Origin of the sequence: Paracraurococcus lichenis (assembly GCF_030657435.1) — a bacterium.
In the GTDB taxonomy this organism is placed as follows: domain Bacteria; phylum Pseudomonadota; class Alphaproteobacteria; order Acetobacterales; family Acetobacteraceae; genus Paracraurococcus; species Paracraurococcus lichenis.
On the sequence record NZ_JAUTWS010000004.1, the window covers coordinates 78,396 to 92,631 of the forward strand.

Annotated in this window: 13 protein-coding genes; 7 read left to right on the forward strand and 6 right to left on the reverse strand. The window is 73.0% G+C overall.

Features of this window, described 5'->3' with window-relative positions; all coding sequences use genetic code 11:
* The first annotated feature begins 230 nt into the window (after nt 1–230).
* From tilS to Q7A36_RS05540, 6 genes are all read left to right on the forward strand, one after another.
* A complete protein-coding gene (gene tilS / locus Q7A36_RS05515; RefSeq protein WP_305102666.1) occupies nt 231–1,487 on the forward strand; it encodes a tRNA lysidine(34) synthetase TilS in 1,257 nt (418 codons plus the stop codon).
* A 106-nt stretch (nt 1,488–1,593) separates the two neighbouring features.
* Nucleotides 1,594–3,516: an ATP-dependent zinc metalloprotease FtsH gene (ftsH, locus tag Q7A36_RS05520; RefSeq protein ID WP_305102667.1), complete on the forward strand. Its 1,923-nt coding sequence runs from the start codon at nt 1,594–1,596 to the stop codon at nt 3,514–3,516.
* A 64-nt stretch (nt 3,517–3,580) separates the two neighbouring features.
* Complete coding sequence (gene folP, locus Q7A36_RS05525) at nt 3,581–4,645, forward strand: dihydropteroate synthase (protein ID WP_305102668.1); 1,065 nt, start codon at nt 3,581–3,583, stop codon at nt 4,643–4,645.
* A gap of 58 nt (nt 4,646–4,703) precedes the next feature.
* Complete coding sequence (glmM, locus tag Q7A36_RS05530; RefSeq protein WP_370655632.1) at nt 4,704–6,071, forward strand: phosphoglucosamine mutase; 1,368 nt, start codon at nt 4,704–4,706, stop codon at nt 6,069–6,071.
* Nucleotides 6,072–6,115: 44 nt separating this feature from the next.
* The gene (gene thiD / locus Q7A36_RS05535) at nt 6,116–6,925 is read left to right on the forward strand and encodes a bifunctional hydroxymethylpyrimidine kinase/phosphomethylpyrimidine kinase (protein ID WP_305102846.1); all 810 of its coding nucleotides are present in this window, start codon (nt 6,116–6,118) and stop codon (nt 6,923–6,925) included.
* Complete coding sequence (locus tag Q7A36_RS05540) at nt 6,925–7,815, forward strand: PhzF family phenazine biosynthesis protein (protein WP_305102669.1); 891 nt, start codon at nt 6,925–6,927, stop codon at nt 7,813–7,815. The genes thiD and Q7A36_RS05540 overlap by 1 nt, the downstream gene beginning before the upstream one ends.
* A 1-nt stretch (nt 7,816) precedes the next feature.
* Here the strand turns inward: Q7A36_RS05540 and Q7A36_RS05545 are convergent, their stop codons facing one another.
* Genes Q7A36_RS05545 through atzD form a run of 5 tightly spaced genes read right to left on the reverse strand, consistent with a single transcriptional unit; the run spans nt 7,817 to nt 12,863 of the window.
* The gene (locus tag Q7A36_RS05545) at nt 7,817–8,827 is read right to left on the reverse strand and encodes an AI-2E family transporter (RefSeq protein ID WP_305102670.1); all 1,011 of its coding nucleotides are present in this window, start codon (nt 8,825–8,827) and stop codon (nt 7,817–7,819) included.
* The gene (locus Q7A36_RS05550) at nt 8,824–9,876 is read right to left on the reverse strand and encodes a glutathione S-transferase family protein (RefSeq protein ID WP_370655633.1); all 1,053 of its coding nucleotides are present in this window, start codon (nt 9,874–9,876) and stop codon (nt 8,824–8,826) included. Before Q7A36_RS05550 ends, Q7A36_RS05545 begins: the two co-directional genes overlap by 4 nt.
* Nucleotides 9,877–9,896: 20 nt before the next feature.
* A complete protein-coding gene (locus Q7A36_RS05555; RefSeq protein WP_305102671.1) occupies nt 9,897–10,841 on the reverse strand; it encodes a Bug family tripartite tricarboxylate transporter substrate binding protein in 945 nt (314 codons plus the stop codon).
* Between the two features lies 1 nt (nt 10,842).
* Complete coding sequence (locus Q7A36_RS05560; protein WP_305102672.1) at nt 10,843–11,721, reverse strand: MBL fold metallo-hydrolase; 879 nt, start codon at nt 11,719–11,721, stop codon at nt 10,843–10,845.
* Between the two features lie 35 nt (nt 11,722–11,756).
* Complete coding sequence (gene atzD, locus Q7A36_RS05565; RefSeq protein WP_305102673.1) at nt 11,757–12,863, reverse strand: cyanuric acid amidohydrolase; 1,107 nt, start codon at nt 12,861–12,863, stop codon at nt 11,757–11,759.
* A 59-nt stretch (nt 12,864–12,922) separates the two neighbouring features.
* On the opposite strand from atzD, the gene cnbZ reads away from it, so the two are divergent.
* Entirely contained in the window at nt 12,923–13,678 is a 756-nt protein-coding gene (gene cnbZ, locus Q7A36_RS05570) for a 2-amino-5-chloromuconate deaminase CnbZ (protein WP_305102674.1), read from the forward strand.
* Here the strand turns inward: cnbZ and Q7A36_RS05575 are convergent.
* Complete coding sequence (locus tag Q7A36_RS05575; RefSeq protein WP_305102675.1) at nt 13,675–14,226, reverse strand: LemA family protein; 552 nt, start codon at nt 14,224–14,226, stop codon at nt 13,675–13,677. The two genes, cnbZ and Q7A36_RS05575, sit on opposite strands and share 4 nt — an antisense overlap.
* Nucleotides 14,227–14,236: the final 10 nt, after the last annotated feature.

Here is a 14,236-nt window from a genome sequence, read left to right on the forward strand (position 1 = left end):
GGGTGTGCCGCGGCCCGGCCCCCGCGCGGTCGCGGCGCGCTCGGCCCCGTCGCGCGCAGCCCCAGCCCGGGCCATCGGGTCGGCGGGACCTCGAGGCGGCTCCGCCGCATCGCACGCGGTGCGGCCTTTTCCATGACCACGCGCCGGCCTCCTCGCCCGTGACGCCGCCACTGGCGCAAGGCGGTGCCGTCGGTCCGTCCGACGCCGGCATGGCGGCGGATCTGGCGGCCGTGTCCGAGGCGGGGTTCGCCGCCCTGATGGCGCCGCTCGGCCCCTTCGGCCCGGCGCCGCGGCTCGCCGCCGGCGTCTCGGGCGGGCCGCACAGCCTCGCCCTCGCCCTGCTGGCGGATCGCTGGGTCCGGGCGCGCGGCGGCAGCCTGCTCGCGCTCATCGTCGATCACGGGCTGCGGCCCGAGAGCGCCGCGGAGGCGGCGGGCGTCGCCGCCATGCTCGCGGCGCGCGGCATCGCGGCCCGCATCCTCGCCCTCGGTCTCCCGGCCGGGCCGCGGCTGCAGGAACGCGCCCGCGCCGCCCGCCATGCCGCCCTGCTGGAGGCCTGCCAAGCCGCCGGCGCACCCTGGCTGCTGCTCGGCCACCACCGCGCCGACCAGGCGGAGACGCTGCTCTTCCGCGCGCTGCGCGGGAGCGGGGAGGGCGGCCTCGCCGCCATGGCGGTGCTGCGGGCTGAGGCGGCGGCGCTGGTGCTGCGGCCGCTCCTCGGCGTCCCGCCCGCGCGGCTGGAGGCGGTGGTCGCCGATGCCGGCCTCGCGCCGGTGCGCGACCCGAGCAACCGCGACCCGCGCTTCGCCCGCATCGCCCTCCGCGCGGCGCTGGACGACCCGGCGGGCACCGGCCTGCCGGTGGCGGCCCTGGCCGAGGCGGCATCCGCCTTCGGTCTGCGGCGCGCCCAGGCGGAGGCGGCGCTGGCCACCCGCCTCGCCGAGGCGGCCCGGCTGTTTCCGACCGGCCATGCGGAGATCGACCCGGCGGCGCTGGGCGCGGATGCGGTGGCGGTCGCGGCGCTCGGCGCGCTGCTCCGCGCGGTGGGCGGCGGGGGCTTCCCGCCGGCCGCCGCGGCGGTGGCGGCGCTGCTGCGACGCGGCGCGGGGACCCTGGCCGGCGCCTGGCTGCGGCCGCGCGGTGCTCGCTGGCTTTTGTTGCGGGAGCCGTCCGGCCTTGCGCCGCCCGTGCCGGCCGTCGCCGGCGCCCGCTGGGACGGCCGGTTCCGCCTGCTCCGGGCCGGCGCTCCCGGCCATGACCTCGGGGCGCTCGGGCCGGAGGGCGCGGCCTTCCGCCACCTGGCGCCCGGTCTTCCGGCCGCGGTGCTCGCCGCCCTTCCGGCCATCCGCCAGCACGCCGTGCTGGCCGCGGTGCCTCTGCTCGGCTATCCTGATGGGCAACGCTGTGCGGAATTCCCGCTCGTCTTTTCCCCGGCTGGTGGTGCCGTGACCGGGGCGGAGGATCGGAGGAGCCGCATGGCCCATTAACTGCCGGGCATGGCTCCCTATCTACCGGAGGACGGCAGGATCGCGGGCATGGCGCCCAAGGGTTCGTGGCCTCGTCACGGCCACGGCGGGAACGGGATATGAATCGGTGAACAACTTCGGCCGCAATCTGGCGCTCTGGGTCATCGTGGCGCTGCTGCTGGTGGCGCTCTTCAACCTGTTCCAGCCCAGCGGCTCGGGCCAGCGGGGGGCCCAGCAGGTCGCCTATTCCGACTTCCTGAACGAAGTCGGCTCGGGCCATGTTCGCGATGTTGTGATCCAAGGCCGGACGGTCACCGGCCAGCTCTCGGATGGCCGCACCTTCCAGACCTATACGCCGGAGGATCCGGCGCTGGTCGGCAAGCTGACGGAGAAGGGGGTGCGGGTTGTGGCCCGGCCGGAGGAGAGCGACGTCAACCCGCTCTTCCACTATCTCCTCTCCTGGTTCCCGATGCTGTTGCTGATCGGCGTCTGGGTCTTCTTCATGCGCCAGATGCAGAGCGGCGGTGGACGTGCGATGGGCTTCGGCAAGTCCCGCGCCCGGCTGCTGACGGAGAAGCAGGGCCGCGTCACCTTCGAGGACGTTGCCGGCATCGACGAGGCCAAGGGCGAGCTCGAGGAGATCGTCGAGTTCCTGCGCGACCCGCAGAAGTTCCAGCGCCTCGGCGGCAAGATCCCGAAGGGCTGCTTGCTCGTCGGCCCGCCCGGCACCGGCAAGACGCTGCTCGCCCGCGCCATCGCCGGCGAGGCGAACGTGCCCTTCTTCACCATCTCGGGCTCCGACTTCGTCGAGATGTTCGTCGGCGTCGGCGCTTCCCGTGTCCGCGACATGTTCGAGCAGGGCAAGAAGAACGCCCCCTGCATCATCTTCATCGACGAGATCGACGCGGTCGGCCGGCATCGCGGCGCCGGCCTCGGCGGCGGCAACGATGAGCGCGAGCAGACGCTGAACCAGATGCTCGTCGAGATGGACGGCTTCGAGTCGAACGAGGGCGTGATCCTGATCGCCGCCACCAACCGGCCGGACGTGCTCGACCCCGCGCTGCTGCGCCCGGGCCGCTTCGACCGGCAGGTGGTGGTGCCGAACCCGGACGTGATGGGCCGCGAGAAGATCCTCCGCGTCCACATGCGCAAGGTGCCGCTGGCCTCCGACGTCGATCCGAAGGTGATCGCCCGCGGCACGCCGGGCTTCTCGGGCGCGGATCTTGCGAACCTGGTGAACGAGGCGGCGCTGCTCGCCGCGCGCACCGGCCGCCGCACCGTCGGCATGCACGAGTTCGAGCAGGCCAAGGACAAGGTGCTGATGGGCGCCGAGCGCCGGTCGCTGGTGATGTCCGAGGACGAGAAGCGCATGACCGCCTATCACGAGGCGGGGCATGCCCTTTGCGCCCTCAAGCTCCCGGAATGCGACCCGGTCCACAAGGCCACCATCATCCCGCGCGGCCGGGCGCTGGGCCTGGTGATGTCCCTGCCGGAGGGCGACCGCTACTCCAAGCACAAGTCGAAGCTCCTGCAGGAGCTGGCCATGGCCATGGGCGGCCGCGTCGCGGAGGAGCTGATCTTCGGCTCGGACAAGGTCTCGAACGGCGCCTCCGGCGACATCAAGATGGCGACCGACCAGGCCCGCCGGATGATCACCGAATGGGGCATGAGCGAGAAGCTCGGCATGATCGCCTATGGCGAGAACAGCCAGGAGGTCTTCCTCGGCCACTCCGTGACCCAGTCGAAGAACCTCTCGGAGGAGACCGCCCGGCAGATCGACGGCGAGATCCGCCGGATCATCGACGAGGCCTATGCCAAGGCGCGGTCGCTGCTGTCGGAGAACATCGACGAGCTGCACCTGCTGGCCAAGGGCCTGCTGGAGCACGAGACGCTCTCGGGCGACGAGATCCGGCAGGTGATCCGCGGCGAGCCGATCATCCGCAACCGGCCTGACGAGCCGGTGCCGCAGGGCCGCGGCAGCGTGCCCAGCAGCAGCCGGTCGCCGCGCCCGAGCGGCGGGCTGAACCCCGGGCCGGCGCCGGCCACCTGATCCTTCTTCCCGGGCCCGGGGGCGCCAGCCTCCGGGCCCTTTCGCGAGCGCCCGGGCCTGTCCCATGACCGAGAGATGGATCGAGCCGCTGGGCCTGCTGGAGGGTCCCGCGGCCTTCGTCGCGCTGCGCGACGGCCTGGCCCTGCCGCTGCAGGGCGGGCATCTCGCCTTCCCCCTGGCGCGGCTGATCGAGGACGGGACGGCGCGCGGCGTGGTGCCGGCCGCCGCCATCCCCGAGGACTGGCAGGACCTGCTGCCGCCGCTCATCCGGCCGCTGCCGCCCTTCGCCGGCCTCGCGCCGCGCCTGCCCGGCTGCCCCCTGGTCATGGGCATCGTCAACGTCACCCCGGACAGCTTCTCGGACGGCGGCGAGACGGCGGAGGCCGCGGCGGCCATCGCCCGCGGCCATGCCATGCTGGAGGCGGGGGCCGACATCCTCGACATCGGCGGGGAGAGCACGCGGCCGGGCGCCGATCCCGTGAGCCCCGGGGAGGAGATCCGCCGCATCCTGCCGGTGGTGCGCGACCTGGCCCGCGCCGCGCCCGTCTCGGTCGATACAAGGCATGCCGCGACCATGGCGGCGGCGCTGGAGGCCGGGGCGGAGATCGTCAACGACATAACCGCGCTCCGGCATGACGGCGGGGCGCTGCGCGTGGTCCAGGCCGCCGCCGCGCCCCTCGTCATCATGCACATGCCCGGCACCGATCCGCGCAGCATGCAGGCCGAGGCGCGCTACGGCGACGTGGTGCTGGAGGTCGCCCGCTTCCTGCGCGACCGGGTGGCGACGCTGCAACGCCTCGGCATCCCCCGCGCCCGGATCGCCATCGATCCCGGGATCGGCTTCGGCAAGACCATGGAACACAACCTCGCGCTGCTGGAGCGGCTGCCGCTGCTCGCCGGCATCGGCTGCCCGGTGCTGGTCGGCCTGTCGCGCAAGCGCTTCCTCGGCCGCCTCACGGGCATCGAGGCGGCCGGCGAGCGCCTGGTGCCGAGCCTGGCCGGCGCGCTCTTCGCCGCCAGCCGCGGGGCCGCCATCCTGCGGGTGCATGACGTGGCGGAAACCTTTCAGGCCCTCGCGATGTGGCGGGCCGCCGCTGCCGGCGCGGCACCGGCCTCAAGGACAGGCTAATCGACGGCGACCGCGGCCTCGGCTATTCCATTCCCTGGCCGCATCTTACATCGGGTCCATGATGACAACACCAGCACGCCGCTACTTCGGCACCGACGGCATCCGTGGCACTGCCAACAAGGCGCCGATGGATGCGGCGACCGCTCTCCGCCTCGGCCAGGCGGCCGGGCGCTACTTCAACCGCGGCGCGCATCGCCACCGTGTCGTCATCGGCAAGGACACGCGCCTCTCGGGCTATATGCTGGAGCCGGCGCTCACCGCCGGCTTCATCGGGGCCGGCATGGACGTGGTGCTGGTCGGCCCGCTGCCGACGCCGGCCATCGCCCTGCTCACGCGCAGCCTCCGCGCCGATCTCGGCGTCATGATCAGCGCCTCCCACAACCTCTATCAGGACAACGGCATCAAGCTGTTCGGTCCGGACGGCCTGAAGCTGTCGGACGCGCAGGAAGCCGCGATTGAGGGGCTGATGGATGGCGACCTCGAATGCGGCCTGGTCGCGCCGGCGAAGCTCGGCCGCGCCAGCCGCATGGAGGACGCGCCCGGCCGCTACATCGAAGCGGCGAAGGCCAGCTTCCCGCGCGGCCTGACGCTCGAGACGCTGCGCATCGTCATCGATTGCGCACATGGCGCCGCCTACAAGGTCGCGCCCACCGTGCTCTGGGAACTGGGCGCGGAGGTGGTGCCCGTCGGCGTCTCGCCGGACGGCTTCAACATCAATGACGGCGTCGGCTCCACCGCGCCGGGCCGGCTGGCGGAGATCGTGCGGGAGCGGCGGGCGGATCTCGGCATCGCGCTCGACGGCGATGCCGACCGGCTGGTGCTGGTGGACGAGAAGGGCAGCATCATCGATGGCGACCAGATCCTCGCCCTGATCGCCGGCTTCTGGCACAAGCAGGAGCGGCTGCGCGGCGGCAACGTGGTCGCCACCGTCATGTCGAACATGGGGCTGGAGCGCTACCTGCGGGAGCGCGGCCTCGGCCTGCTGCGCACCGCGGTCGGTGACCGCTATGTCGGGGAGCGGATGCGCGAGACCGGCTGCAACCTCGGCGGCGAGCAGTCCGGCCACATGATCATGAGCGACTTCGGCACGACGGGCGACGGGCTGATCGCCGCGCTGCAGGTGCTCGCGGTGCTGGTGGAGGAGCAGCGGGCGGCGAGCGAGGTCTGCCGCCGCTTCCGGCCGCTGCCGCAGAAGCTGGTCAATATCCGCTACGCCGGCGCCTCGCCGCTGCAGCAGGAGGCCGTGCAGCGCGAGATCGCCGCGCATGAGGAACGGCTCGGCGAGCGCGGCCGCGTGCTGATCCGCGCGAGCGGGACGGAGCCGGTCATCCGCGTGATGGCCGAGGCCGAGGACGAGGCGCTGGTGGAGGAGACGGTCGCGGCGCTGGCGGAGGTCATCCGCTCCCGCGCCAAGGTGGCGGCGTGACGGCGCCCGAAGGTGGCGGCGGCCAGGACCGGCCGCGTGGCAGGATGGGCCGGGTCCTGATCGTCGCGGGCTCGGATTCCGGCGGCGGCGCCGGCATCCAGGCCGACCTGAAGGCGGTGACGGCGCTCGGCGCCTTCGCCGCGACCGCGATCACCGCGCTGACCGCGCAGAACACCGAGGGGGTGCATGGCGTCCTGCCGGTCCCGACCGAGTTCCTCCGCCAGCAGATCCGGGTGGTGCTGCGCGACATCGGCGCCGATGCGCTGAAGACGGGCATGCTGCACGACGTGCCGACCATCGAGGCGGTCGCCGAGGAGATCGCCGCCGAGGCGCCGGGGCTGCCGCTGGTCGCCGATCCCGTGATGGTGGCGAAGGGCGGGCATCCGCTGCTGCAGCCGGAGGCGGTGGAGACGCTGAAGCGCCGCCTGCTGCCGCTCGCCGCCGTCATCACGCCCAACCTGCCGGAGGCCGAGGTGCTGCTCGGCCGGCCCATCCCGGATGCCGCGGCGATGCCGGCGGCGGCCGAGGCGCTGCTCGCGCTCGGCCCGCGCGCGGTGCTGCTGAAGGGCGGCCACCTCTCGGGCGGGCAGGTGGTGGATGTTCTGGCGACGCCCGGGGGCCTGGCCCGCTTCGAGGATGCGCGGATCGAGACGCGCCATACCCACGGCACCGGCTGCACCCTGGCCTCGGCGATCGCCGCCGGCCTGGCGCAGGGCATGGCGCTGCGGGACGCCGTGGCGCGCGCCCGCGCCTATGTCCGCGCCGCCATCCTGGCCGCGCCCGGCCTCGGCCGCGGGCATGGCCCGCTGGACCATGGGGTGACCTTCGACCCTTCGCGGATTGCTTGGGCCTGATGCGCAGCCATCCCTTCGTCACGCTCGACGTCTTCACCGCTCGGCGCTTCGGCGGCAACCAGCTCGCGGTCTTCCCCGATGCGCAGGGCATCGGCGATGCCGAGATGCAGGCGCTGGCGACCGAGTTCAACCTGTCCGAGACGACCTTCGTCCTGCCGCCCGCCGATCCCGCCAATACGGCGCGGGTGCGCATCTTCAACCGCGTCGCCGAGATGCCCTTCGCCGGCCATCCCAGCGTCGGCACCGCCGTCGTATTGGCGCAGCGCGGCCATGGCGCCGAGGGCCGGCTGCGGCTCGAGATGATCGCCGGCATCGTCGAGGTCGAGCTCTGGCGCGATGCCGATGGCCGGCCAGCCGGGGCCGCGATCGGCGCGCCGCAGCCGCTCTCGGTCGGCGCGGCGCTGCCGGTGGCGCCGATCGCCGCCTGTGCCGGGCTCGCCCCGGAGGGCATTGTCACCGTGCGGCACGCCCCGACGCTCGCCGCCGATGGCGGCAACCCGCGGGTGCTGGTGGAGGTGACGGAGGCGGCGCTGGCCGCGGCCCGCCCCGAATTCGGCGCCTTCCGGCAGGCGGTGGAGGCGCTGCCGGAGTTGGGCGGCAGGCTCTCGCTCTACCTCTATCGCCGCGACGGCGCGGGCCTGCGGGCGCGCATGTTCTCGCCGCTCACCGGCACCTGGGAGGACCCGGCGACCGGCAGCGCGGCGACGCCGCTGGCCGGCTTCCTGCTGCACCTCTCCGGCGCGGAGAGCGCCAGCCTCGACATCCTCCAGGGCGTCGAGATGGGCCGGCCGAGCCTGCTCCGCACCACCGCGCGCCGGACGCCCGAGGGCATCCGCGCCACGGTCGGCGGCTTCTGCGTGCCGGTTCTGCGGGGCGAGGCGCTGCTGTAGCTCAGGGCGGCTCGCGCTCGAGCCAGCCCTCCACATAGGCCTTCTTCGCCAGCACGAGGCCGAGCGCCGAGAGCGGCGCCGCCAGGGCGACGCCGAGCAGCCCGAAGAGCGCGCCGGCCAGCACCTGCACCAGCAGCAGCAGCGCGGGCGGCAGGTCCGCGGTGCGGGCCTGCACCATGGGCGTCAGGAAATTGCCCTCCACCGTCTGCACCGCGACGATCAGCCCGACGACCCAGAGGCCGAGCATCGGATCCTGCGTCGCCGCCAGCAGCACGGCCGGCACACCGCCGATCACCGGCCCCAGCACCGGGATGAAGTTGAGCAGGCCGATGATCGCCGCCAGCAGCCCCGGCAGCGGCACGCCGAGCGCCCAGAGGCCGAGCCAGGTCAGCGTGCCCGCCACCACCATGGCGAAGGCCTGGCCGAGCAGCCAGCCGCGGAGCGTATGGCCGGCCTCGGCCAGCGTCTCCTGCACCCGCCCGTCCAGCCGCGGGTCGAAGAGGCTGCGCAGCCCGCTGAGATAGCCCCGCGGCCGGACCGCCAGGTAGAGCGCCAGCAGCACCACCAGCACGAGGTTGCCGAGGCCGCCGAGCGTGCTGCCGGCGGCGCGCGCCGCCGCCTGGGCCGCGCCCTCCGCGCCGCCGCTGCTGAGCAGGCGTCCCGGCTCCGCCTGGCGGAGCAGCCAGTCGCCCCAGGCCGTGCCGGCGATGCGGCCGCGCAGCGTTTCGAGGCTCTTCGGCAGGCTGTCGGCAAGTTGCGTCGCCTGGTCCGCCAGCGGGCCGGCGGCCGCCCAGGCGGCCAGCGCGACCGCCGCGGCGACCATCAGCGCGACCAGCAGCACCGCGGCGGCCTCCGGCAGGCCGGTGCGGCGCGCCAGCGGGTCGGCGCCGGCATGCAGGGCGAGCGCCAGCAGGACCGCGGCGAAGCCGAGCAGCGGCACCTCCGGCACCAGCCAGAGCAGCAGAAGCACCAGCCCCAGCAGGACCAGCACGGAGCCTTGCGCACGCGTCATGATGGGCCAACGGCGGTTGCCGCCGGCGGTTCCGACGCGGCGGCGTGCCGGGCGATGTCGGCCCGTTGCCGGGGGGCAGGCGCCGTCAGGCCAGCGGCGCGACCCGGCGGCTGCCGGGCCGGTCCAGATCCAGCACCGGGCCGAGGGGCACCACGCCGCTCGGGTTCACCCAGGCGTGGCTGCCATAGTAGTGCCGCTTGATATGGCCGAGATCGACCGTCTCCGCGATGCCCGGGTGCTGGTAGAGCGACCGGGTGAAGTCCCACAGCGCCGGGTAGTCCAGGATCCGCCGCAGGTTGCACTTGATAGTGGCCGTGGTAGACGGCGTCGAAGCGGATCAGCGTGGTGAAGAGCCGCCAGTCCGCCTCGGTCGCCGCCTCGCCGCAGAGGAAGGGCTGGCGCGACAGCCGCTCCTCCAGCCAGTCGAGCGTGGCGAAGAGCGGGACGACGGCTTCCTCGTAGGCTTCCTGCGTCCGGGCGAAGCCGGCGCGGTAGACGCCGTTGTTGAGCGTCGCATAGACGCGCTCGTTTACCGCGTCGATCTCGGCACGCAGCGGCGCAGGGTACCAGTCGCCCGGCGCGGCGCCGATGCCATCGAAGGCGCTGTTGAGGATGCGGATGATCTCCGCGCTCTCGTTGTTCACGATGCTGCCGGTCGCCTTGTCCCAGAGCACCGGCACCGTGACGCGGCCGGAGAAGTGCGGATCGGCCTTCGCATAGACCTGGTGCAGGACCTCGGCGCCGTTCACCGTATCGGGCAGCACGCCCTCGCCGGGCGCGAAATTCCAGCCCTGCGCGCCCATGTGCCAGTGGGTGACGGAGAGCGAGATCACCTCCTCCAGCCCCTTCAGGTGGCGGAAGATCAGCGTGCGGTGTGCCCAGGGGCAGGCGAGGGAGACATAGAGGTGATAGCGCCCGGCCTCCGGCGCGAAGCGGGTGCCGGGGGCGATCGTGTCGCGGAAGCGCGTCTCCGGCCGCTGGAACCGCCCGCCCGCATTCGGCGTGCCGGCCTCCTCCACCTGCCACGTGCCGTCCACCATGCGTCCCATGCGCCACTCCTGCCGGAAGGTCAGTCAACGCGGATCTTGGCATCCCGCACCACGCGGGCATGCAGGGCGAATTGCTCCTCGAGGAAGGCCGCGAATTCCTCGGGGGTATTGGGCCGGGCGATGGCGCCGAGCGCGGCGAGCGTCTCCGCCACCGGCGGATCGGCCGCGGCCTCGTTCAGGGCGGCGTTGAGGCTGCGGTTGATCGTCTCCGGCGTGCCGGCCGGCAGGAAGACGCCGTTCCACTCGTAGGTCTCGAAGCCGGGCAGCGTCGCCGCGATCGCCTCCACCCCCGGCAGCACCGGCACCGGTTCCCGGCCGGAATGGGCGATGACGCGGGCCGTGCCGGCGCGGAGATGCGGCACCGTGCCGGGGGTATTGCTGAATTGCAGTTGGATGCGGCCGGTGACGAGGTCGTTCCGCGCCGCCGGCGAGTCGCGGTAGACGACGTGGTTGATCTGCACGCCGGCCATTTCGTTGAAAAGCGCGAGGGTGATGTGCTGGGCCGAGCCGATGCCGGTTGTGCCGGCATCGATGGTCCCGGGCGCGGCCCTGGCCGCCGCGATCAGGTCCCGCACCGTCGCCGGCGCGAAGTGGTGGGAGCCGAGGATGGTGTTCGGCGTGACGAGCGAGAGATAGACCGGCAGGAAATCCCGCCGCGTGTCGTAGGGCAGCTTCGGCCCGAACAGCGCCGGGTTCACCGAATGCGCCGTGGCGTCGTAGAGCAGCGTGCTGCCGTCCGGCGGGGCGCGCGCCACCAGGCTGGCGGCGATGCTGCCGGCGGCGCCCGGCCGGTTCTCCACGACATAGGTCTGCCCGGTGCGCTCCGAGAGCCGGCCGAAGAGCAGGCGGCAGACCACGTCGGCCGTGCCGCCGGCGCCATAGGCATTGACCACGCGCACCGGCTTCGCCTGGGCGCGCGCGGCCGGCGCGGCAAGCAGGCCGGCCAGCAGCACGCGCCGGCGCATGTCAGGCCGTGGTCGGCATGAAGCGGAAGCCCTCGCCCCACCGCGTCACATGGCCGGTGGAGGGGGAGGGGAAATGCGCTGTGCAGAGCAGCCGCCCGGTGTCGCAATGGCATTCCAGGAATTTGCGGCGCGTCACGGCCGATTGCCCCTGGTCGGTGTCGGCGCGCATCGAGAGCTCCGGGTAGCGCGCCTGCAGCGGCGAGTGGATGAGGTCGCCGGTCAGCACCGCGATGGTCTCGCCCTTGCCAAGCTCGACCGCATAGTGGTCCGGCGTATGGCCCGGCGTCGGCGTCAGGCGGACATGGTCGTTCAGCGCAGCGTCGGTCCGGACCAGTTGCGCCTGGCCGGCGGCGACCACGGGCAGGACGCTGTCCTCGAGGATCGGGTTCGGCGTCCTCTCATGCTCCGCCTGCCAATAGGCAAGCTCCTTCTCGCCGAAGACGTATTTCGCCTTGGGGAAGGTCGGCACCCAGCGGCCGTTCTCCAGCCGGGTGTTCCAGCCGACATGGTCCACATGCAGGTGGGTGCACATGACGTAGTCGATATCGTTCACCGACAGGCCGGTCGCGGCCAGGTTCCGCTCCCAGGTGTCGGAGGACTTCATGTGCCAGAAGGGGCGGTTCGGCCGGGGCTTGTGGTTGCCGACGCAGGTGTCCACCAGGATGGTGTGGTGCGGCGTGCGCACGACATAGGACTGGATGCAGAGGTTGAGCTTGCCGGTCGCCCTGTCGATGGCCCGGCCCTCCTCCAGCCAGGGGCGGTTCTCCGCCAGCACCTCCTTCGAGAGGGATGGGAAGAATTCCAGCGGGTCGAAGAGCGGGCTTTCCTCCTCGATCACGCGGTGGATCTCGAGGTCGCCCAGCCGGAAGCTCGTGCCCATGCTCGTCTCCTTCCCTACCCGGGAAGTCTACCCCGTCAGCCGCGGCGCGCCACCACCGCCACCGGGCCGCCGCCGTCCGGCCCCTGGTGCTCGGCGCCGCCGCTGACGAAGATGTCGGTACGGCCGACCGCGCCGGCGATGACGCCGCCGACCAGGGCGCGGGCATGGCGCGTCGCGTTGATGTCGCTGTCGTCCCACATGATGTGCCGTCGGCCGCGGATCAGGCCGGTGGAGGAGGGCTCGGCCTTCGCCAGCACCGCGACCAGGCGGTCCTGCCGGTCCGGGGGAAGCTGGCCGTCCTCCGTCCGCAGGCCCGCGCCGCGGAGCGCGGCGTGGACGGCCGGCAGGTCGATGGCATCGCGCATGACCGCATGGGCGATGCAGAGGTCGCCGGCCCAGTCCGGGCTGTTGCCCAGCACGATCACCTCGTTCCGCAACAGCTCGACGCCGGCCGAGGTGCTGGCGACGCCCGAGAACAGCGACCAGTCCGCGCCGATCGCCGCCTCCGGCACATCAGCCACTTCGCCGAGCGCCAGCGCTACGCCGATCGCCGATGCGCCGCGCGAGAGGCCCATGGAGTGGTAGGTGTCCTCGGTCGCGACCGTCCGGCCGCGCGCCTTCGCGGCCGCGATGCGCTCGCTGGTCAGCAGCGGGCATTTCACCTGGACGTAGTGGACCTGGGCGGGGTCGGCGATCCCGGCCCCGGCCATGGCGGCGCGGACCGCTGTCGCGGTCGCCTGCACCTGCGGGGTGCGGCCCAGCTCCTCCGGCGCGAAGTCCGGGGTGAAACCGATGCCGATGGCGAGCGCGCCGGCCGGGTCCGGCGCCGCGTCCTCGCCGACGGCCAGCACCAGGAAATGCGGGGAGAGCCCGCCCTCCGTGCCGCCCGACATCACCATGGCGACGCGGGCCGCGACCGCCTCCGGCGCCTCGCCCAGGCGGCGGCCGAGCATCAGCGACAGCGCCTGGACCGCATAGGCGCGGGTGAAATCGTTGACGCAGCCATTGCCCTCTGTCTTGCCGAGCACCGCGACGACCTGGCGCGGGTCGAGCGCGCCGGCGTCGAACAGCGCCTCGATGGCGGCGGTGTCGCCGGGGTGGCGCATGGGGACGCGGTGGAGCAGGGCGCGGCGTGCGGGCATGGGGCTTCCGTCCTCGGGATTCGCTGGCATCCTAGCGGCCGCATCCGAGGAGGCGAGGCATGTACGAAACGCGCGAACGTCCGGCCGATGGCTACAGGGCGATCCCGGCGGTGTTCCAGTATTCGGCCGGCGTCTCCGCGCTGCCCGGCTTCCGCATCGAGCGCGTGCGGTTCGCCGACCCCGTGCCACTGGCCGCCGGCTTCGCCCGGATCGCCGACTACCTGAAGGGCATCGGCCGGCCGCTGACCGCCTTCTGCCAGTGCGAGCTGCGCTCCCCCGGGCAGTTCTCCGAGGAGGGGTTCCGCCAGTTCAACCTGCACTACGTGAAGACGCTGGAGGAATGGGGCATCCTGGCCGAGGGCTGGAATCCCGTCGCCCGCAGCAATGTCTGCCCGGAGCTGACGCCGCCGCCCGAGCCCTCCTTCCACGCCTTCAGCTTTACCCTGCCCGATGCGGGCGCGGCGCCGAGCTTCGTCACCGCCGGCAGCGGCGAGAGCACGGAAGGCAAGGGGAACTACGCGGAGAAGACCATCGCGCTCGGCGACACCTCGCCGGCCGGGCTGCTGCGCAAGGCGCAGTTCGTGCTGGACGAGATGGAACGCAGGATGGTGGCGCTGGGCGGGTCCTGGGCCATGGCGACGGCGGCGCAGGTCTATACCATCCACGACATCCATCCCTTCCTGGGGGATGAGCTCGTCCGCCGCGGTGCCGCGCGCCATGGCGTGACCTGGCACCATTGCCGGCCGCCGGTGGTGAACCTGGAATACGAGATGGACGTGCGCGGGGTGGCGCTGGAACGCGTCCTTCCCGCCTAGAACGACACCTTCGGCTTCGCCCGCGCCTCCGCCGGAGCCTCGAAATAGGGCTCCGGCGCGAAGCCGAAGGGGCCGGCGAGCAGGCTGGAGGGCACCGTCTGGATGCGGGTATTGTAGTCCAGCACGGCGTCGTTGAAGAATTGCCGGGCGAAGGCGATGCGGTTCTCCGTCGTCGCCAGCTCCTCCTGCAGCGCCTTCATATTGTCGCTGGCGCGCAGCTCGGGCACTGCCTCGGCCAGCGCCATCAGCCCCTGCACTTCGCGGCCCAGCGTCCCCTCCGCCGCCGCGCGCGCCGCCACGTTCCCGCCCGCGCCCACCGCCTGCCTGCGTGCCTCCAGGATGCGGTCGAAGATGGCGGCCTCGTGCCGCATGTAGCCCTTCACACTCTCGACCAGGTCGGGGATCAGGTCGCTGCGGCGCAGCAGTTGCACGTCGATCTGCGCCCAGGCGTTGCGCACCCGGTTCCGCGCCGCGACCAGCCCGTTGTAGAGCCAGGCGAGCAGCACCAGCAGCAGCACGAGACAGCCGAGGATCCACCAGCCCGACATGCAGGGTCCC

Coding starts and splice junctions, on each gene's coding strand:
- folP (WP_305102668.1), top strand. CDS start 3,581: ATGACCGAGAGATGGATCGAGCCGCTGGGCCTGCTGGAGGGTCCCGCG.
- glmM (WP_370655632.1), top strand. CDS start 4,704: ATGATGACAACACCAGCACGCCGCTACTTCGGCACCGACGGCATCCGT.
- thiD (WP_305102846.1), top strand. CDS start 6,116: ATGGGCCGGGTCCTGATCGTCGCGGGCTCGGATTCCGGCGGCGGCGCC.
- Q7A36_RS05540 (WP_305102669.1), top strand. CDS start 6,925: ATGCGCAGCCATCCCTTCGTCACGCTCGACGTCTTCACCGCTCGGCGC.
- Q7A36_RS05545 (WP_305102670.1), bottom strand. CDS start 8,827: ATGACGCGTGCGCAAGGCTCCGTGCTGGTCCTGCTGGGGCTGGTGCTT.
- Q7A36_RS05550 (WP_370655633.1), bottom strand. CDS start 9,876: ATGGGACGCATGGTGGACGGCACGTGGCAGGTGGAGGAGGCCGGCACG.
- Q7A36_RS05555 (WP_305102671.1), bottom strand. CDS start 10,841: ATGCGCCGGCGCGTGCTGCTGGCCGGCCTGCTTGCCGCGCCGGCCGCG.
- Q7A36_RS05560 (WP_305102672.1), bottom strand. CDS start 11,721: ATGGGCACGAGCTTCCGGCTGGGCGACCTCGAGATCCACCGCGTGATC.
- atzD (WP_305102673.1), bottom strand. CDS start 12,863: ATGCCCGCACGCCGCGCCCTGCTCCACCGCGTCCCCATGCGCCACCCC.
- cnbZ (WP_305102674.1), top strand. CDS start 12,923: ATGTACGAAACGCGCGAACGTCCGGCCGATGGCTACAGGGCGATCCCG.
- Q7A36_RS05575 (WP_305102675.1), bottom strand. CDS start 14,226: ATGTCGGGCTGGTGGATCCTCGGCTGTCTCGTGCTGCTGCTGGTGCTG.